Annotated in this window: 14 protein-coding genes, 1 pseudogene and 2 riboswitches; of the genes and pseudogenes, 7 read left to right on the forward strand and 8 right to left on the reverse strand. The window is 72.8% G+C overall.

The window, feature by feature from the left end; translation table 11 throughout:
* Nucleotides 1-7 precede the first annotated feature (7 nt).
* Nucleotides 8-1051: a DMT family transporter gene (locus FGW37_RS04590; RefSeq protein WP_179079885.1), complete on the forward strand. Its 1044-nt coding sequence runs from the start codon at nt 8-10 to the stop codon at nt 1049-1051.
* A gap of 113 nt (nt 1052-1164) precedes the next feature.
* Here FGW37_RS04590 and FGW37_RS04595 read toward each other — a convergent pair whose 3' ends face one another.
* Entirely contained in the window at nt 1165-2496 is a 1332-nt protein-coding gene (locus tag FGW37_RS04595; RefSeq protein WP_179079886.1) for an aminotransferase class I/II-fold pyridoxal phosphate-dependent enzyme, read from the reverse strand.
* A gap of 35 nt (nt 2497-2531) precedes the next feature.
* On the opposite strand from FGW37_RS04595, the gene FGW37_RS04600 reads away from it, so the two are divergent.
* Nucleotides 2532-3203 (forward strand): pyridoxamine 5'-phosphate oxidase family protein, encoded by a 672-nt coding sequence (locus FGW37_RS04600; protein WP_179079887.1) that lies wholly within the window; start codon nt 2532-2534, stop codon nt 3201-3203.
* Here the strand turns inward: FGW37_RS04600 and FGW37_RS04605 are convergent.
* The 3 genes from FGW37_RS04605 to FGW37_RS04615 all read right to left on the reverse strand — a co-directional run bounded on the left by FGW37_RS04605 (nt 3190) and on the right by FGW37_RS04615 (nt 6095).
* The gene (locus FGW37_RS04605) at nt 3190-4188 is read right to left on the reverse strand and encodes a DMT family transporter (RefSeq protein WP_179079888.1); all 999 of its coding nucleotides are present in this window, start codon (nt 4186-4188) and stop codon (nt 3190-3192) included. The genes FGW37_RS04600 and FGW37_RS04605 overlap by 14 nt on opposite strands.
* A gap of 256 nt (nt 4189-4444) precedes the next feature.
* A complete protein-coding gene (locus FGW37_RS04610; RefSeq protein WP_179079889.1) occupies nt 4445-5455 on the reverse strand; it encodes an EamA family transporter in 1011 nt (336 codons plus the stop codon).
* 139 nt (nt 5456-5594) lie between these two features.
* Nucleotides 5595-6095 carry a Clp protease N-terminal domain-containing protein gene (locus tag FGW37_RS04615; RefSeq protein WP_179079890.1) on the reverse strand — a complete coding sequence of 167 codons (501 nt, stop codon included), beginning with the start codon at nt 6093-6095 and terminating at the stop codon, nt 5595-5597.
* Nucleotides 6096-6510: 415 nt separating this feature from the next.
* Here FGW37_RS04615 and FGW37_RS04620 point away from each other — a divergent pair, with 415 nt between their 5' ends.
* Nucleotides 6511-7449 (forward strand): PI-PLC domain-containing protein, encoded by a 939-nt coding sequence (locus FGW37_RS04620; protein WP_179079891.1) that lies wholly within the window; start codon nt 6511-6513, stop codon nt 7447-7449.
* A 116-nt stretch (nt 7450-7565) separates the two neighbouring features.
* Nucleotides 7566-8384: a PhzF family phenazine biosynthesis protein gene (locus FGW37_RS04625; RefSeq protein ID WP_179079892.1), complete on the forward strand. Its 819-nt coding sequence runs from the start codon at nt 7566-7568 to the stop codon at nt 8382-8384.
* A gap of 20 nt (nt 8385-8404) precedes the next feature.
* On the opposite strand, the gene FGW37_RS04630 is transcribed toward FGW37_RS04625, so the two are convergent.
* Nucleotides 8405-9205: a CPBP family intramembrane glutamic endopeptidase gene (locus FGW37_RS04630; protein WP_179084506.1), complete on the reverse strand. Its 801-nt coding sequence runs from the start codon at nt 9203-9205 to the stop codon at nt 8405-8407.
* Nucleotides 9206-9369: 164 nt separating this feature from the next.
* Nucleotides 9370-10872, reverse strand: a complete 1503-nt coding sequence (locus FGW37_RS04635) for a glutamate-cysteine ligase family protein (RefSeq protein WP_179079893.1) — start codon at nt 10870-10872, stop codon at nt 9370-9372.
* 518 nt (nt 10873-11390) lie between these two features.
* Between FGW37_RS04635 and FGW37_RS04640 the strand changes: the two genes are divergently transcribed.
* The gene (locus FGW37_RS04640; protein WP_179079894.1) at nt 11391-11978 is read left to right on the forward strand and encodes a hypothetical protein; all 588 of its coding nucleotides are present in this window, start codon (nt 11391-11393) and stop codon (nt 11976-11978) included.
* Nucleotides 11979-12299: 321 nt separating this feature from the next.
* Nucleotides 12300-12506, forward strand: coding sequence for a DUF5999 family protein (locus tag FGW37_RS04645; RefSeq protein ID WP_281394683.1), 207 nt, complete (start codon nt 12300-12302; stop codon nt 12504-12506).
* Between the two features lie 171 nt (nt 12507-12677).
* Here the strand turns inward: FGW37_RS04645 and gcvP are convergent, their stop codons facing one another.
* Nucleotides 12678-15560, reverse strand: coding sequence for an aminomethyl-transferring glycine dehydrogenase (gene gcvP / locus FGW37_RS04650; protein WP_179079896.1), 2883 nt, complete (start codon nt 15558-15560; stop codon nt 12678-12680).
* Between the two features lie 61 nt (nt 15561-15621).
* Nucleotides 15622-15747, reverse strand: a riboswitch (glycine riboswitch).
* Nucleotides 15748-15858, reverse strand: a riboswitch (glycine riboswitch). It lies immediately after the preceding riboswitch.
* A gap of 108 nt (nt 15859-15966) precedes the next feature.
* On the opposite strand from gcvP, the pseudogene FGW37_RS33165 reads away from it, so the two are divergent.
* A pseudogene (locus FGW37_RS33165) lies at nt 15967-16350 on the forward strand (PRC-barrel domain-containing protein); the annotation flags it as partial.
* Nucleotides 16351-16764: 414 nt separating this feature from the next.
* Here FGW37_RS33165 and FGW37_RS04660 read toward each other — a convergent pair.
* Entirely contained in the window at nt 16765-18573 is a 1809-nt protein-coding gene (locus FGW37_RS04660; protein ID WP_179079898.1) for a DNA polymerase IV, read from the reverse strand.
* Nucleotides 18574-18594: the final 21 nt, after the last annotated feature.

Consider the following 18594-nt stretch of genomic DNA (forward strand, 5'->3'; position numbering starts at 1 on the left):
TACGGTCATGCGCACCACTGCAAGCTCCGGCTCCTCCAGCCCCTCGGCTCCAGCGGCTTCCACCGCTCCCCCGGCTCCCCCCGTTTCCTCCGCGCCCCCTCAGCGGGGCCGCCCTGCCGTGGACTGGAGGATCCGCTTCGGTGCGCTCGCCCTCATCTGGGGATGCAGCTTCCTGTTCATCAAGCTCGGCACCGACGGCTTCCCGCCGCTGTACGTCTCCTTCGGCCGGATGTTCTTCGGCGCGGCGGTGCTGGTCACGATGCTGGCCGTGAAGCGGGAGGGCCTGCCGCGCGCGGCACGCACCTGGGCGCACCTGGCCGTTGCGGCGGTCCTGCTCAACGCCCTGCCCTTCACGCTCTTCGCCTACGCCGAGCTGCGCATCCCCTCCACCCTCGCGGGCATCTGCAACGCCACGACCCCGCTGTGGGGCATGCTCCTCTCGCTCGTGGCGCTGTCCGAGGACCGGCCGACCCGGCGCCGGTTCGCGGGGCTGGCCATCGGCTTCGCCGGCGTGCTGACCGTGCTCGGGGCCTGGCAGGGCTTCTCGGGGCAGGACGCGGCGGGCACGGTGATGGCCCTCGCCGCCTCCGCCAGCTACGCGGTCGGCTGGATCTACGTCCGGCGCACCCTGGCCGATACCGGCGACTCCAACCTGTCGAAGTCCGGCGCGCAGCTGCTACTGGGGACGGCCCAGCTCGCCGTCGTCGCCCCGGTGTTCGCCCCGGTGCCGACCTCCTTCCCCGCCGTGCCGCTGCTGGCCGTCTTCGCCCTCGGGGCGCTGGGCACGGGCCTGGCCTTCCTCGTGCAGTACGGGCTGGTCGCCGAGGTCGGTCCCACGACGGCGACCATGATCACCTACCTCGTCCCGGTCGTGGCGACCGTCGCCGGTGTGGCCTTCCTTGGGGAGGCGCTCAGCTGGAACACCCCCGTGGGCGCGCTGATCGTGCTGGCCGGCGCCGCCCTCACCCAGAGCAAGGCCCGGGGCAACTCTCGGAGCAAGGCCCGGGCCACGTCTCGGGGGAAGGCCCGCGAGTCGTCCGAAGGGAAGTGACGGCGCTCCGCCCGCCGTTCCCTCCCCGCACCGGACTGACACGGCATCGCCCCGGCCCCCTCGCCCCGGCCCCGTCACCCCGCCCCGGACCACCGGATCGGGCGGCGGGGCCGTCAGTCGTAGCGCCCTGCCGCCGACGGGCGGGTCACGGACGCCAGGGCGTCCGCGACCGTCTCTATCTCCTCCACGGTCAGGCCCGAGACCGTCAGCCGCACCGCCGGCGGTGACGCGAGCCGGAACCGGGCACCCGGCGCGACCGCCCACCCCGCGTGCAGCAGCCGTGCGACGGCCGCCGTCTCATCGGGCACGGGCAGCCATACGTTCATCCCGCTGCGCCCGTGGGCCGCGATCCCCCGCTCGCGCAGGGCCCGGACGAGCGGATCCCGGCGACGCCCGTACGCGCCGGCGACCTGCGCGGCGTCCACCGCGCCGTTGCGCCACAGATGGACGACGGCGTCCTGCAGGATGTGGCTCACCCAGCCGGGGCCCAGCCGCTGCCGGCCGCGCACCCGGTCCACGGTGACGGCGTCGCCCGTGAGCACCGCGAGCCGCAGATCCGGCCCGTACGCCTTGGCCACGGAACGTACGACGACCCAGTGGTCGGTGCACCCCGTCAGCGTGTTCAGAGGCAGATCGACGATCCCGTGGCCGTGGTCGTCCTCGATGAGCAGCGCCTGCGGATGACCGGAGAGCACGGCGCGCAGCTCGCGCGCACGGGCCTCGCCGACCACGGCCCCGGTGGGATTCTGCGCCCGGCCGGTGACCACGACGGCTCGCGCTCCCTGCTGCAGCACCCGGTCCGCGGCCTCCGGCAGCGGGCCGTCGTCGTCGACGGGCAGGGGAACGGGCCGCAAGCCGAGGGCCGGGACCAGGTCGAGGAGGCTGCCCCAGCCGGGATCCTCGACCGCGACGGCGTCGCCGGGCCGCAGGTGCACGGCGAGCACGCGCTCGATGGCGTCGAGCGCACCGGAGGTGACGGCGAGCGGCCCGCCGGGGATGCCGTCCGCGTCGAAGGCCGCTCTGGCGAACCGCTCCAGCTCGGTGTCCACGGCGGGGGCTCCGTACAGCGCGGGGGCTTCGGCGGCGCGCGCGGCGGCAGCGGCGAGCGCCTCGCCCAGCGGGGGCAGCAGGGCGGGATCGGGATTGCCCGCCGAGACGTCCCGGACGCCCTCGGGGGCCTCGACGTGGATGAGCTCGCGGGGCGTGCTGGCCGGGCGGTGGCGCACGCGGCTGCCGCGGCGCCCGGCCGTCTCGATCACCCCACGCTCGCGCAGCGTGCGGTAGGCGGCGGCCACCGTATTGGGATTGACCCCCAGCTCGACCGCCAATTCCCTCATGGGAGGGAGCAGTTCGCCCGGGGCGAGCGTGCCCGCACCCACGGCGCGCTCCACGCTCGCGGAAATCTCTACTGCGCGACGACCTTCGATCCGATAGTCTCCTAGCACAAAATAGATTATGCACTAGTGCAATGGAGTTCGCAATGGCTGTTGCGCCGCCCACCGTGTACGAGCAGACCGACCGGACCACCCCCACCCGCGTCCGCGAGCGCGCCTCGTACGACCGCGAGGTCGTGCACGCGATCCTCGACGCGGGCTACGTCTGCCATCTGGGTTTCGTGCGCGACGGGGCACCGGTCGTCCTGCCGACGCTCTACGGGCGCATCGGCGAGCGCCTCTACGTGCACGGCTCGACGGGCTCCCGCCCGCTGCGCAGCGCGGGCCGGGCGGGGGACGCGGGCATGCCGGTCTGCGTGACCGTCACCCACGTCGACGCCCTCGTCCTCGCGCGCTCCGCCTTCCACCACTCCCTCAACTACCGCTCGGTCGTGGTGCACGGGACCGCCCGGCAGGTGACCGGCGAGCAGGAGAAGCGCGCGGCCCTCGACGCCCTGGTGGAGCAGGCCACGCCGGGCCGGGCGGCGGACTGCCGCCCGGCCTCGGCCAAGGAGCTCGCCGCCACGGCCGTGCTCCGCGTCGACCTCACCGAGGTCTCCGCGAAGATCCGCACCGGGGGTGTCAACGACGAGATCGAGGACCTGCCCCTCCCCCACTGGAGCGGCATCGTCCCCGTGACCCCCGCGTACGGCACGCCCATACCCGACAAGCACCTCGCGCCCGGCACCCCCGTACCCGGCTACGTCACCGCTCTCTGACCGGAATGCCGAGCGGGTCGCGACGGGGGTCACCGAGCGATCCCGCCGGCGCCGTGGCGGCCGGTCCGCGCGCCTCCGCGGCGGCCAACGCCGCCACGGCACACAGCAGGACCGCCGTGCCGAGCGCGGTCGCAGCCGTGAGGTGCTCGCCCAGCAGGGCCACGGCGATGACCGCCGCCGTCACCGGCTCCAGCAGAGTGATCACCGACACGGTGGTGGCCCGCACCACCACGAGCCCCGCGAAGAACAGCCCGTAGGCCAGCGCCGTCGGCACCGTCACCAGATAGGCCCCCAGCGCCAGCGTGCGGCCCAGGTGCCGGTCCTGCGGCCACAGGCCCTCGGCGGCCGCCAGGGGCAGGAGGCACACGGTGCCGACCGCGAAGGAGGTCACGGTCGTGGTGAAGGGATCCGTGGCCCGCTTCTCGCGCTCCAGTACGCGCGCGTAGACGGTCACGACGGCGTATCCGGCGGCGGAGAGCAGCGCGAGCGCCACCCCCGCCGGGCGCACCGCGCCCGTGCCGTCGTTGCCGAGCATCAGCACGGCCAGTCCGGCGCACGCGCCGCCGACGGCCGTGATGCCTCCGGCGCCGAGCCGTTCCCCCATGAGCAGCCGGCCGCCGAGGGCGACAAGGACGGGCGAGGCGCCCAGGGTGACCACGGTGCCGACCGCGATCCCGGTCGCCTCCACGGCCGCGAAGTAGGCCGTCTGGAAGACCGTCAGGCCGATGCCCGTGACGAGGACGCGCGCCGCTCTGCGCGGCCACGCCTCGCGGGGCCGGACGGCGCGGTCGCGCGTACGGGCGGCGCGGCGCGGCATCAGGAACCGGGCGGCCAGCAGCAGGACGAGGCCGCCCGCCGTGCGCCAGAAGGTCAACGCGGCCGGGCCGAGGCCACTGCTGTCCATGAGGAGATCGGCGGTGGCGCCGGTGGTCCCCCACGAAGCGGCCGCGACGGCCACGTAGATCAGGCCGCGGCCGACGGACATGCCGTCTGCCGGGGCCGGCGAGGACGAGAGGGCCGGACGAGCCGGAAGATGCTCGGGCCGCCCGGTGGCCGGGCAGGACGAAGGAGCGGAACGGGGCATGACTGTTCTCCCGCGGAAGACGTGAAGTGATCGCTGGTCCCTCGTGCGGGCAGCGGCGATCCGCCCGGGGGCTCCACCCCGGGCCCGGTCTTCCGGGTGCGGCCGCCCGCGCTAGGCGGCGGGAGGCGGCAGAACGGTCTTGTGCATGATCGTCACCCTAGGCCGGGCGGGTTCCGGCAGGCAACTCCCCCCGGCCGCCCGCGTCCGCCGCGGAGCCCGCCGCCGCGCCCTCGCCCTGCGCCACCGGCGTCGCGGCGGCCCTCTTGGGCGTGGAGGACTGGGCGATGAAGGCACCCACCAGCACCAGGGCACCGCCGGCGATCTGCGGCAGCGAGAGGTGCTCGCCCAGCAGCACCCAGGCCAGCACCGTGGCGACCACCGCCTCCAGGCAGGCGACCACGCCCGCCACCTGCGGCGAGAGCCTGCGTACGGCGAGCACGCCGGTGGCGTAGGCGGCCACCGTGGCGATCAGCACGACCCAGGCGAGGAGGAGGACGGCGGGCACCTCGGTCCCGCTGATCCCGGCGCTTCCGGCGAGGACGGACCAGTCCATGCCCCAGGGGCGGGCGACGACCGTGAGGACCAGGGCCCCGATCAGCAGTCCGTAGGCGATGACGCCGATGGGGTCGGCGGGCTCCTCACCCTCGGCCCCGTGGTCGGACAGCACGAAGTAGCCGACCTGGCAGCAGGCGGCGCCGAGGGCCAGCATCAGGCCCACGGCGTCGAAGCCCATGCCCGACCAGACTTCCACCACGCACGCGAGCCCGGCGACGGCGAGCGCCACGCCTACGGCCGCGGCACGGCTCACCGGACGGCGCTGCACGAAGCGCACCCAGCCGAGCAGGAGCGCCGGGCCGAGGTATTCGACCAGCAGGGCGACGCCGACCGGGATCCGGGATATCGCACCGAAGTAGCACGCCTGGACGCCGGCGACGGCCAGCAGGCCGAAGCCGGCGAGGAGAGCGGGGCGGCGGGTGACGAGGGCGCGGTGACGCCACGCGACCGGCAGCAGGACCAGGGCGGCGCCGGCCGCCCGCAGCCACACCACGTGGAGCGGGTCGAGACCCGCCTGGATCAGCGGCTTGGCCGCGACACCGGAACCACCGAACGCGAGCGCGGAGACCAGGGCGAGGCCCAGGCCTGCGCTTCTCTCCTGAGAGGCATGCATCGGGTCATCATGCCAGCAGACGACAGGAGCGTCATCCCAAAACACTCCTGTACAGGTTCAGACCCCCGGCGCACCCACGAATTTCCGCGCCTCGGCACAACTCATGCGGGACCTGCGGGACCTGCAGGACCTGCGGGACTCACGAGGCGTCGAGTCGGGCCGCGAGCGCCTCCGTGTCCACTCCGGCCCGGCGCATGACCTCCGCCGCGCGGCACCGGTGGTCGAGGGCGAGCATCGCGAGGAGGTCCGTCGCTTCCGCCAGGGAATCACCCCGCGCGCGGGCCCGGGCGGACGCACCCTCCATGGCGGCGGCCGCGGCGGGCGACCAGCCGGGCGCCCGGCAGCCGAGGAGGACGGGCAGCGAGCCGGAGTCCTCGACGGTGCCGCTCCAGCGCAGCCCGTAGCCGATGGTGCGCTGGACGAGGTAGCCGAGCAGCCGTACGGACCGGCCCGGGCTCCCGCCGTCCACGGCGCGGCACACCTCGGGGTCCGACTCCATCAGGGTGTGGAGCAGGTGGGCGGTGTCGGTCTGCCGGTCACCGTCCCGCACGGCGCGCCTGCGGGCACCCGCGACCGCCGCTGCCAGTCCGGCGCTGAACAGGCCCTCTCGGGCGACGTCCGTCGCCCCCGTATCTCCCACGCGGCTTTGCACCCTCCCACCCCATCAGTCACGAACCGCCGGGTCATCCCCGTGGGGAAGCATTCGCGCATCCCACGGGGGTTGGGTACGGGCCGCCGTTCCTCCTCCTTGAGGAGGACGGGCGCGGAATCGTTCTCAGGGGTGTTCCCGGCCTCAGGGCGCGCGGCGCGGCCCGGAGCGTTCCATACGGGCGTTCCATACGGGCGTTCCAGGCCGCCTGCTTCTCCCCTGGTCAAAGCTCACTTTCGCATTCCAGCGTCCCGAAGTGCCAGGACTTCGTAGCGGCCGGGACGCATGACCCCTCAAGCTCGGATGATCCAAGCGCCGCATCCAAGCACCGTATCTATATGAAGGAGTACCTTTCTTGACCACTCACCTTCGACATGGCGCCTGCCCGCGGGCGTTACTGGCGTTGATGGCGGCACTGTGCGGGATCTTCGGTGCCACCACGCTCGGTACGACCCCGGCGGCAGCAGCCGATCAGCGTCACGCGATCTACGCCATCGCACACCGGGTCGACACCCTGGACGGCGTGGACGCCGCGCTCAGCCACGGCGCCAACGGCATCGAGATCGACGTCTGTGCCTGGTGGAACCCCAACGAATGGCGCGCTTATCACGACTGTTCCTCGGCCGGTGACAACCGGCGGGGCCCCAGCTTCGACAGCATGATCGACCGCATTGTCTCCCACGCCCGGGCAGGGCGCCGGCCGGCGCTGGTCTGGCTCGACATCAAGGACCCGAACTACTGCGGGGAAGCGCAGAACCGTGGGTGCAGCGTCGCCGGACTGCGCGACAAGGCACAGAGGCTGACCGCCGCCGGGATCCAGGTGCTCTACGGCTTCTACGAGTACCACGGCGGTAGCACCCCGGACGTCGGCGGCAGGGGCTGGAAGAGCCTGGAAGGCAAGCTCGGCGCCCTGGAGGGCATCACGACGACCGGGACCCGCGATCAGGTCCGCAGCGCCTTCAACCGGTCCGGTTCCGGATTCCCGGCCGGTCGCCGGGTGATGGACTACGGCGACGGCAACATCCCCAACGGCTTCGGCAACTGCACGGAGCCCGGCTACAACACGTGCGCGGAACTCAAGAAGGGCGCCGCGGACCGTGCCGCCGGACAGCTCGCGGCCACGCTGTCCTGGACGACCACCTACAACGACCCGTGGTACGTCGACAAGCTCCTGGGCGACGCACACGTGGACGGCATCATCGCGGGCTACGGCAACTTCACGGGAGAGCACGAGTACGACAACGGCTGGCAGTGCGCCAACGCCATCAACCTCATCCGGGACTGGGTGAACCGCCACAGCACCACCCACCGCATGGCCACCGGCAGCGACCGCCTGTTCAGGTAGCGGACAGTCCGGTCCGGGGGCCGCCCTGTGCCCCATGGGCCCCACCGGCCCCCGGCCGGGCCACATTTCGCGAATTGGCTCTGGCCTGCGGTTCTTCCCGCCCGTAGCGTCCGGCCATGCGCATTCGAATCGTCGACGCCTTCACCGACCGACCCTTCGCCGGCAACCCGGCCGGGGTCGTCCTCTTCGACTCCGGGGAGTTCCCCGACGACGACCGGCTCCAGCGGATCGCCGCCGAGGTCAACCTCTCCGAGACCGCCTTCGCCCGCCCGCTCGCCGACGCCTCGCAGGGCGCGGACTGGGCGCTGCGCTGGTTCACCCCCCTCACCGAGGTCGACATGTGCGGCCACGCCACGCTCGCCACCGCGCACGTCCTGCACGCCACGGGCGCCGCCACCGGCACCGTCCGCTTCGCCGCCCGCTGCGGCGTCCTCACCGCCACGGCGCACGAGGACGGTTCGATCACGCTGGACTTCCCGACCGCCCCGCTCACCCCGGTCCCCCTCCCCGAAGGGGTGACGGAGGCCCTGGGCGCCGAGGTCCTCAGCACCTACGACACCGGTCCGCACATCGGCGACCTGATGGTCGAGCTGGCCGACGAGAAGGCCGTACGGTCCCTGGCGCCCGACGTCCGCGCCCTCGGCCGGCACTCGCGCCGGGGCATCATCGCCACCGCCCCGGCCGAGGACCCGGCGCGCGGCTACGACTACGTCTCGCGCTGCTTCTTCCCCAACGTCGGCATCGACGAGGACCCCGTCACCGGCAGCGCGCACACCGCGCTCGCCCCCTTCTGGTCCGGGCGGCTGGGCCGCGACGACCTGACCGGCCTCCAGGCCTCCGCCCGGACCGGCCTGGTGCGCACGGGGCTGCGCGGCGGCCGCACGCTGCTGACCGGCTCCGCCGTCACCGTCATCGAGGGCGACCTGCTCGCGTAGGAGGGCGGGGGCGGGCGTCGTCAGGCCGTGGGCAACCAGCCCACCTTGCCCGCGAGCAGCGCGTAGCCGACGAAGGCCACGATGTCGATCAGCGCGTGCGCGGCCACCAGCGGCCCGACCCGCCCCCACCGCCGGTAGAGGAGGACGAAGACCACGCCCATCACCATGTTCCCGATGAACCCGCCGACGCCCTGATAGAGGTGGTACGAACCGCGCAGGACCGCGCTCGCCGCCAGCGCCGCCGCCGGGGTCCAGCCCAGCTGTCCCAGCCGGCGCAGCAGGTACCCGACGACCACGACCTCCTCCAGGGCCGCGTTCTGCACGGCCGAGGCGACGAGGACGGGGATCTTCCACCACACGTCGGGCAGCGACTCCGGCACCACCGTCAGGTTGAAACCCGCGGCCCGGACGCCGAGGTAGAACAGCAGGCCGGTGCCGCCGATGGCGGCCGCCACCCCGGTGCCGCGGCTCAGGTCGAAGCCGGGGCGGTCCCGGTCGAGACCGACCGTGCGCAGGCCCGGGGCGCCCTCGCGCAGCAGCAGGTGCGCCACCAGGAACACCGGGACCAGCGCCGTAGCGATGCCGAACACCTGCCAGGACAGGTCGAGCCAGGGGCGGCCGGGGGCGTGCGAGGCGTTGAGGTTGGCCGCCTGGTCCCTGAGCCCGCCCGGCCTGGTGAGCGCGCCGAGGAAGCTGATCAGGGAGGACACCGCGCTGGCGCCGAGCGAGAGCGCAAGGACCAGGAGCGTCTCGCTGCGCAGGGTGCGGCGCCAGGTGGCTTCGCCGGGCGCCGGGGGGCCGGTCCGGGCTCCGGGCAGGATGCCGTCCTCGCCCTGCGCGTTCTGCCGCACCTGTGCCTCCGCTTCCTCCCGCCCCGGCCTCGGGGCGACGCTCCGCCGGCCGCCGCTCGTGCCGGCGGCCGCCGTCACAGCTTGCCCGACGCCCCACAGCAGGTGGGCCAGGGGGTGCGGGAGGGGAGGACGTGTCAGTCGCCGGGGCCGGCCGGCCAGGTGTGCACCGGCGCGCCGGTGCGCATCAGCTCGCAGTAGCGCCGGGTGGTGACGGCCAGCGCCTTGTGCCGGTCCATGCCGTGTTCCAGCGCCCGGTGGTAGGCCGCGGCCTGCCAGGACGCCCCGTTGGTGCGGCTGCGGCAGCGCCCCTCGATGACCCCGAGGTAGCGGTCGCGGTCGGAGGGCTCCACGCCCCAGGCGTCCAGCCCGGCCGCCGCGAGCGGCAGCAGCTCCTCCTGGACGAGCCGGACGGCCGGCCTGCGCTCCAGCGTGCCCGCCCGGCCCGCCTTCGGCCAGTGCAGCCAGGCGTCGATGCCGTGCCGGCAGGCCGCGTCGAAGTTCTCCGCGGCGACGCGGAAGGGCAGCCTGGTCCACACCGGCCGCGGTTCCTCGGCGAGCGCCCTGACCAGCCCGTAGTAGAAGGCGGTGTTGGCGATGACGTCGGTGACGGTGGGGCCGGCGGGCAGCACGCGGTTCTCCACACGCAGGTGCGGTACGCCGTCGGCGACCCCGTAGACCGGCCGGTTCCAGCGGTAGACCGTCCCGTTGTGCAGCGTCAGCTCGTGCAGCATCGGCACGCCGCCCTCCTCCACCACGCGCACCGGCTCCTCGTCGTCGGAGATCGGCAGCACCGGGGGGAAGAAGCGCAGGTTCTCCTCGAACAGCTCATATGCAGAATCGATCCAGCGCTCCCCGAACCAGGTGCGCGGCCGCACCCCCTGAGCCGTGAGCTCGGGCGGGCGGGTGTCGGTGGACTGGACGAACAGCGGCGGACGGGACTCGCGCCACAGCTCCCGGCCGAAGAGGAAGGGGGAGTTGGCACCGACGGCGATCTGCGCGGCCGCCACCGCCTGCGCGGAGTTCCATACGGCGGCGAACCGCCCGGGCGTCACCTGCAGGTGCAACTGCACGGACGTGCACGCGGCTTCGGGAGCAATCGACTCCGCGGTGCACGTCAGCCGCTCGACGCCCTCGATGTCGATCGTGAAGTGCTCGCCCCGGGCGGCCACCACCTGCGCGTTCAGCATGGCGTAGCGCTCGTCCGCGGAGAGGTTCGCCGAGACCAGGTGACGGTCCTCCAGGGTCGGCAGAATACCGATCATCACGATCCCGGAATCGACCTCCATGGCCTTCCGGTCGGCATAGGAGAGAGCCGTCCGCAACTCTTCGGCAAGCTGGTCCAGGACGCTCCCGGACAGCCGGTGCGGAACAATATTCACTTCCAGGTTGAACCGGCCGAGTTCGGTCTGGAAATCACCGCTCGCGATACGCTCGAGCACTTCGGCGTTCACCATGCTCGGCATCCCGTCGGCCCCCGCGAGATTCAGCTCGATCTCCAGGCCCATGAGATTCCTGGGACGGTCGAAACGCTTCTCTTCCAGCAGTCTCCCCAGCGCTTCCAGGCACTGCCGGAGCTTTGCCCGGTGGCGCTGTCGGTCAGCGAGGTCGACGCCCCCGGCCACGACCTTGTCCCCCATCGCAGGGTCCCTCCTCACGTGGGTCGCCGCGGCGCCGGCCGCTCGCGTCACGGTCGATGATGCCCAGCCAATGTGATCGATAACGCCCCGCCGGGGCCGCATACCCGCTACGCTCTCGGCAACGCATCCGGTGGCACATTCCGTGGGCATGACGGGCCGCCCGGGCTTTGCCGATAGCACAGGTGAAGCGCTGGTGATAGCGCTGGTGATAAACACCGACGAGATTCGGCCTACCCTGCCCGGGGCAGAATACGAGGTGGCGTGCCCCTACTCGGCACAGAATCACCGAAATCACCCTCGGACGAGGCCCTGATATCCCCTTGCCGGAAATACCGGCGACAGCTAGCCGAAACACCATGTGAACACGTGTCGTATAAACTTCGGGGACGAGGCGGAGAGTAGGCGCCACGGCCCCGGCAGCCGGTAAGGTCCCGGCCCCCCTCTGACCCCGCACGCCGACAGCGTCGTCCGCACCCTGCCCACGCACCACGTGTCTCCGAAGTGAGAGGCGACCCACCATGCCGCTGCATGTCCCCCCTGCCCCTGCGCCTGCCCTGCGCAGTGTTCTGAGCGCCCTCGGTTCCCCCTCCGCCGTCCGCGAGGCCCGCACTCCGTCGCTGAAGGCCGCGCAAGGGCCGCTGACCCCCGAACTCCCGCTGCCCGTCCACGTCCTGGAGCAGGCGGCGGGCCGCGGCGGCGCACCGCGCAGCCGGCTCACCGGCTGGCGGTTCCCGATCCGCAGCTCCGAGCGCGTGGTGGCCGCGGGCGAGACGGTGCAGACCGCGGACGGCTGGGCGTTCTCGCACTTCTGCGAGGGCCCCTACCTCGTCTCCACGGAACGCGCACTGCGGCAGGCGGAGGCACTCCCGACGCCGTACCAGCCCCGGCTGCTGTCCGTGCCCGGGCTCTACATGCTCACGCTCTGGCTGCACGGGGACATCGCCGCCGACCCCGCCTCGGGCCTGCCCGGCCCGGGTGATCTGCTCGTGCCGCTCGCACCGGCACCACCGGGGATCGCCGCGCACCGCCCGCACCGCTTCGCCGAGTTGATGCCGGTCCTCACGCTCCGGCTGACCCCCGCCCCGCTGCTGAAGACCCCCGCTTGAGGAGCCGCTACGGCAGTCTGACACCCCCTCCCTTCCCCGGCGCCCCGCGGCCTTCCGCCGCGGGGCGCACACGTGTACTCACCCTCCCGGACTAGCCCACTCCGACCACGGGTAACCACCCGGCCGGACAGTCATGTTGGAAGCAACCGCCCGCATGGGTGATGCGTCTCCAACGAGTGAGGAGCGCTGCCGGGAAATCCCTGCGGAATCACGCCCGTGGGGCAACACTGGTATCGACCAACCGATTCGCCAACGGGGGGCGGCATGAACACCGAATCGAGCCGCAGGACAGCCACCACATCGCAGCGAAAGAACCCTTCCATGTGCCAGCACCAGCCCACGTGCCCCTCAGCCGACTCCACCGACCGGGAAGCCGCGCACCTCGTGGCGCACCACCCCGAGCAGGGCTGGAGTCTGCTGTGCAACGGAGTCCTGCACTTCGAGGACACCGGTGAGCTGCTGCCGGACGGCCAGATCATCGCGCCGCACCGGCCGCTGGACACGGGAAACGTGGTGACTGCTGCCTGAGCTCACGCACCACCGCAATCAGCGCCAGAGCACCACAGCGCTCGCACACCGCACGACAGGAACGCCGCACCACAGGAATCACCGCACCACCCGCACGCAAGGGGCCGGCCCGGCGAAATCGCCGAACCGGCCCCGACTTGTGCCGGGCCTCAGCCGAGGCCCGCGGCTCCGTCAGCCGTCGTAGTCCTCCAGCGGCGGGCAGGAGCACACGAGGTTGCGGTCGCCGTACGCACCGTCGACGCGGCGCACCGGCGGCCAGTACTTGTCGGCCGAGACCCCGGCGGGGAAGACGGCCTCCTCACGGCTGTAGGGGTGCTCCCACTCGCCCGCCACGGACGCGGCGGTGTGCGGGGCGTTCCGCAGCGGGTTGTCGTCCTTGCTCCACTCCCCCGAGCCGACCTTCTCGATCTCGGCACGGATCGCGATCATCGCCTCGCAGAAGCGGTCCAGCTCGGCGATGTCCTCGCTCTCCGTGGGCTCGATCATCAGGGTGCCGGCCACCGGGAAGGACATCGTCGGCGCGTGGAAGCCGTAGTCGATGAGCCGCTTGGCGACGTCGTCGACGCTCACTCCGGTCGCCTTGGTCAGCGGCCGCAGGTCGACGATGCACTCGTGGGCCACCAGGCCGTTCGGGCCGGTGTAGAGCACCGGGTAGTGCGGCTCCATGCACTTGGCGATGTAGTTGGCGCCGAGCACCGCCACCTGCGTGGCGCGCTTGAGGCCCTCGCCGCCCATCAGCCGGACGTACGCCCAGGAGATCGGCAGGATGCCGGCGGAGCCCCAGGGCGCCGCGGAGATCGGGCCGACGCCCGTCGCCGGGCCGGCGGTGGGCTGCAGCGGGTGGTTGGGGAGGTACGGCGCGAGGTGCGCGCGGACGGCGACCGGGCCGACGCCGGGACCGCCGCCGCCGTGCGGGATGCAGAAGGTCTTGTGCAGGTTCAGGTGCGAGACGTCGCCGCCGAACTTGCCCGGCTCCGCCAGGCCCACCAGGGCGTTGAGGTTGGCGCCGTCCACGTAGACCTGGCCGCCGGCCTCGTGCACGGCCGCGCAGATGTCGGCGACGTGCTCCTCGAAGACGCCGTGCGTCGACGGGTAGGTGATCATCAGTACGGCCAGCTCGTCGCGGTACTGCTCGATCTTGGCGTGCAGGTCCTGGGCGTCGACCTCGCCGTCGTCGGCCGTCTTGACCACGACGACCTTCATGCCGGCCATCACGGCGCTGGCGGCGTTGGTGCCGTGCGCGGAGGACGGGATCAGACAGACGGTGCGCTGCTCGTCGCCGTTGGCGCGGTGGTAGGCGCGGACGGCCAGCAGGCCGGCGAGCTCGCCCTGGGACCCGGCGTTCGGCTGGATGGAGACCTTGTCGTAGCCGGTGACCGCGGCGAGCCGCTCCTCCAGCTCCGTGATGAGCGTGACGTAGCCCTCGGCCTGCTCGATCGGCGCGAAGGGGTGCAGCGCGCCGAACTCGGGCCAGGTGACCGGCTCCATCTCGGTCGTGGCGTTGAGCTTCATGGTGCACGAGCCGAGCGGGATCATGCCGCGGTCCAGGGCGTAGTCCCGGTCGGCGAGGCGGCGCAGGTAGCGCAGCATGGCCGTCTCGGAGCGGTGCTCGTGGAAGACCGGGTGCGTGAGGTAGTCACCGGTGCGCAGGAGGGCCTCGGGGAGGGCCTCGGCGGCCACCGCGTCGAGCGCCTCGACGTCACCGGCCACGCCGAACGCGGCCCAGACGGAGTCCAGGTGGGCGCGGGTGGTGGTCTCGTCGCAGGCGATGCCCACGTGGTCGGCGTCGGTCAGGCGCAGGTTGACGCCGCGCTCGCGGGCGGCCTCGACGACCTCGGCGGCCCGGCCCGGGACGCGCGCGGTCAGGGTGTCGAAGTAGGCGCCGTGCACGAGCTCGACGCCCCCGGCACGCAGGCCCTCGGCGAGGATCGCGGCGTAGCGGTGGGTGCGACGGCCGATGGCGGCCAGGCCCTCGGGGCCGTGGTAGACGGCGTACATGCCGGCCATGACGGCGAGGAGCACCTGGGCGGTGCAGATGTTGCTGGTGGCCTTCTCGCGGCGGATGTGCTGCTCGCGGGTCTGCAGGGCCAGGCGGTAGGCCTTGTTGCCGTCGGCGTCGACGGAGACGCCGACGAGGCGGCCGGGGAGGCTGCGGGCGAACTGCTCGCGCACGGCCATGAACCCGGCGTGCGGGCCGCCGAAGCCCATCGGGACGCCGAAGCGCTGGGTGGTGCCGACCGCGATGTCCGCGCCGAGCTCGCCGGGCGAGGTCAGCAGGGTCAGGGCGAGCAGGTCGGCGGCAACGGTGACGATCGCGCCGAGCTCGTGGGCGCGCTCGATGACCGGGCGGAGATCGCGCACGGCACCGGAGGCGCCGGGGTACTGCAGGAGGACGCCGAAGACACCGCGCTCGGCGATCTCGTCCGGGATGCCCGCGCTCAGATCGGCGACGACGACCTCGACGCCCGTCGGCTCGGCGCGCGTCTCGATCACGGCGATCGTCTGCGGCAGCGTGTCGGCGTCGATGAGGAAGACGCCCTTCTTGACCTTGCCGACGCGGCGGGACAGGGCCATGGCCTCGGCGGCCGCGGTGCCCTCGTCGAGGAGGGAGGCGCCGGAGGTGGGCAGCCCGGTGAGGTCGGCGACGACGGTCTGGAAGTTGAGCAGGGCCTCCAGGCGGCCCTGGGAGATCTCCGGCTGGTACGGCGTGTAGGCCGTGTACCAGGCGGGGTTCTCCATGACGTTGCGCAGGATCACCGGCGGGGTGAACGTGCCGTGGTAACCGAGGCCGATCATCGGGGCGAGGACCTGGTTGCGGTCGGCGAGCGTCCGCAGTTCGGCGAGGACCTCGGCCTCGCTGCGGGCCTCCGGCAGGGCCAGGGCACCCACGCTCTTGATCACTTCCGGCACGGCGGCGGCAGTGAGCTCGTCCAGCGACCCGAAGCCGACCTGGGCGAGCATCTTGGCCTGGGCCTCGCCGTCGGGACCTATGTGGCGGCGCTCGAACGGGGTGTCCCGCTCCAGGTCGGAAAGGGGGATGCGGTGGGCAGTCATCTGCGGAGGCCTCCTGGTCGTTGCGACCTGCGAGGGGTACCACGGCGCGGGTACCCGGACGGCCTCCCCCTCTGTCATCTCAACCTGAGAGCTTCACCGGACCACAGCGCACGGCCCGGCTTTCACCGTCGGTGAGGAAGGGCTTCGGCGCTTGACTGTCCGGGCCCGCCCTGCTTTCCAGAGTGACCTCGTCCGTGCGGTACGGGTGCCTGAGAGATTCCGGGGAGGATTTGCTCCTTCGGCGCCTCCGTCGGCCCCACTGAGGTGGGCTTCCGGAGGACTCTCCCGCACGGATTCTGCGGCCATTCGCCAGCCTACCAGCGCGGCTTTCCCGGCGGATCTCCCGAGTGGCCGCTTCTCGCTTTGTGTTTTTACGTGGGGAGAGATGCCGATACAGGGAGGAACCGTGCAGAGCGACATCGATCCCCGGAGCCTGATCGGACGGAAGGTCTTCGACCGCGACGGGGCGAAGATCGGCACGGTGGACGAGGTCTATCTCGACGACGCGACGGGCGAGCCGTTGTGGGCGGCCGTACGCACCGGCTTCTTCCGGCGGGACGCCTTCATCCCCCTGGCGACCAGCGAGGTCTCGGGAGAGAGCCTGCGCACGGCGTACGACCGGGCACTGATCAAGGAAGCACCCGACTTCGGCGTCGGCCGCCACCTGTCACCCGAGCAGGAACTGCAGCTTTACCACCACTACCGGCTGACTATCCCGGGACCGGAACCGGGGACGGGTTTGACGCCGGGCCCAGGCACGGCGTCAAACCCGGGGGCGGCGGGCCCCGGACCGGGGCCGGGGCCAGAGCCGGGGCCGGAGTCGAGCCCGGAGCCGGGGCCAGAGTCGGGGCCAGAGTCGAGGCCAGGGCCAGAGTCGGGGCCGGAGCCGGAGTCGAGGCCAGAGTCGGGGTCGGAACTCGGACTGCAGCCGAGATCCGAGCCGGGACCGGGATCCGGAACAAGGTCGGAATCCGGACCGGAATAGAGATCCGGCCCAGTATCGGGACCCGGATTGGGGCCAGGACCCGGGCCGGGAGCGGAATCCGAACCGGAGCCGGGCCCCGGACCAGGCCCGGAATCCGGCTCGGGTCCGGAGCCGCGATCCGGATCAAAGCCGGACTCAGGACCAAGACCCGGAACCAGCTCAGGCCTGCAATCCACACAAGGCCCGGAACCCAGCTCACGTCCGGAGCCACGATCCGACTCAAAGCCGGACTCGGGGCCGAGGCCCGGAATCCGGCCCAGGCCCGGAATCCAGCTCAGCCCCGGAGCCACGATCCGGATCAAAGCCGGACTCGGGGCCAAGGCCAGGACCCGGCCCAGGCCCGGAATCCCGCTCGGCGCCGGAATCCGGCTCGGGGCCGGAGCCACGATCCGGATCAAAGCCGGACCCGAGACCGAGGCCCGGAACCTGCCCAGGCCCGCAATCCACCCAAGACCCGGAACCCGGGTCGGGGCCGCAAGCCGGCTCAGGTGGGCCCGCCGTCGGCCCCCCGGAGCTGCGATCCGGATCAAGGCCGGGCTCCGAGCCGGGGCCGGGCCCTGCGTCCGTCGGCCGCCGCGGCGCCGGCCGGGCGCGGTCGGGCCCGCCCGGAGGCGGATCAGCGAGCTGATCCGCCTCCGGGTCCTGCTGTACGAGGGGCAGCGGCTCCCCCGGCTCCAGCGCGGGGTCGTCGACCGCGAACGTCCGTACCCGGCCCGGCTCCGACCAGGGCTGTTCGAACCGCACGGTGACCCGGCCGACCCCGCTGCCCTGCACCCACCCCGCCCCGTACTCGGCGTGCCGCACGTCCAGCCCCGGCAGCCAGCGCCGCGGCCTCACCTCCGCGCCCGCTGTATCCCCCCGCACCTCACCCTGCGCCTCACCCGGGCCCTGCGGCGCCTCCACCGCATCCGCCGCACCTGCCGCACCCGTGGCGGCGGCCAAGGCCGCCGCCTCGCTCGCGGCCTGCGCGAAGAGGTCCTCCTGGGTGTAGTCGGCGAGCCCGCTGACCCCGACGCCCAGCAGCCGGACCCCGGCCGTGGTGTCCACCCCGTCGATCAGCCGGGCCGCCGCCTCCTTGACCACCGCGGGGTCGTCCGTCGGGCCGCGAAGCGTCTCCGAGCGGGTCAGCGTCGAGAAGTCGTAGCTGCGCACCTTGATGACCACGGTGCGCCCGGACCGGCCGGCGGCCCGCAGCCGCTGCACGCACCGCTCGGCGAGCCGGGAGATCTCCATCTGCACCCGCGACCGATCGGTCAGGTCCTCCTCGAAGGTGTCCTCCACGGAGACGGACTTGGCATCCCGGTCGGCGACGACGGGACGGTCGTCATGCCCGGTGGCCAGGGCATACAGCCCCGCGCCATGGGCCTTGCCCAGGAGCCGCACGAGCTCCGCCTCGCCCGCCTCGGCCGTCTCCGCGACGGTGGTGATGCCGGCCCGGCGCAGCGTCTCGGCGGTGGCCGGGCCGACGCCCGGAATGGCGCGCACGGACATGGGGCCCAGCAGCTCCAGCTCGGTGCCCGGCTCGATGAGCACCAGACCGTCCGGCTTGGCCTCCTCGGAGGCGATCTTCGCGAGCATCTTGGAGCCGGCGAGCCCCACCGAGCCGCTGAGGCCCGTGGCCGCGCGGATGTCCCGCCGCAGGCGCTCCCCCACGGCCCGCACGGCCGCCGAGGTGGGCTCGACGCCTCCGGCTTCCAGGTCCACGAACGCCTCGTCGAGGCTCAGCGGCTCCACCAGCGGCGACAGCCGGCCGAGCAGGCCCATGACCACTTCGCTGATCTCGCGGTAGAGCGAGAACCGCGGGGTGAGATAGGCGGCGTTGGGGCACAGCCTGCGGGCCTGGGCCGTGGCCATCGCGGAGCGGATGCCGAAGACCCTGGCCTCGTACGACGCGGTGGCCACCACGCCGCGCGGGCCGATCCCGCCCACCACGACGGGCCTCCCGCGCAGGCTGGGCTTGGCCGCCTGCTCGGCCGAAGCGTAGAAAGCATCCATATCGAGATGCAGGATGGTCGGCGCGCCTCTCACAACACCGATGCTGCCGCACGC

This window comes from Streptomyces rectiverticillatus, assembly GCF_013394065.1.
GTDB lineage: Bacteria > Actinomycetota > Actinomycetes > Streptomycetales > Streptomycetaceae > Streptomyces > Streptomyces rectiverticillatus.

What these genes read in the sequence shown, in the direction of transcription:
- FGW37_RS04590 (WP_179079885.1), top strand. Translation starts at nt 8, where the DNA reads ATGCGCACCACTGCAAGCTCCGGCTCCTCCAGCCCCTCGGCTCCAGCG.
- FGW37_RS04600 (WP_179079887.1), top strand. Translation starts at nt 2,532, where the DNA reads ATGGCTGTTGCGCCGCCCACCGTGTACGAGCAGACCGACCGGACCACC.
- FGW37_RS04605 (WP_179079888.1), bottom strand. Translation starts at nt 4,188, where the DNA reads ATGTCCGTCGGCCGCGGCCTGATCTACGTGGCCGTCGCGGCCGCTTCG.
- FGW37_RS04610 (WP_179079889.1), bottom strand. Translation starts at nt 5,455, where the DNA reads ATGCATGCCTCTCAGGAGAGAAGCGCAGGCCTGGGCCTCGCCCTGGTC.
- FGW37_RS04620 (WP_179079891.1), top strand. Translation starts at nt 6,511, where the DNA reads ATGGCGGCACTGTGCGGGATCTTCGGTGCCACCACGCTCGGTACGACC.
- FGW37_RS04625 (WP_179079892.1), top strand. Translation starts at nt 7,566, where the DNA reads ATGCGCATTCGAATCGTCGACGCCTTCACCGACCGACCCTTCGCCGGC.
- FGW37_RS04635 (WP_179079893.1), bottom strand. Translation starts at nt 10,872, where the DNA reads ATGGGGGACAAGGTCGTGGCCGGGGGCGTCGACCTCGCTGACCGACAG.
- FGW37_RS04640 (WP_179079894.1), top strand. Translation starts at nt 11,391, where the DNA reads ATGCCGCTGCATGTCCCCCCTGCCCCTGCGCCTGCCCTGCGCAGTGTT.
- FGW37_RS04645 (WP_281394683.1), top strand. Translation starts at nt 12,300, where the DNA reads ATGTGCCAGCACCAGCCCACGTGCCCCTCAGCCGACTCCACCGACCGG.
- gcvP (WP_179079896.1), bottom strand. Translation starts at nt 15,560, where the DNA reads ATGACTGCCCACCGCATCCCCCTTTCCGACCTGGAGCGGGACACCCCG.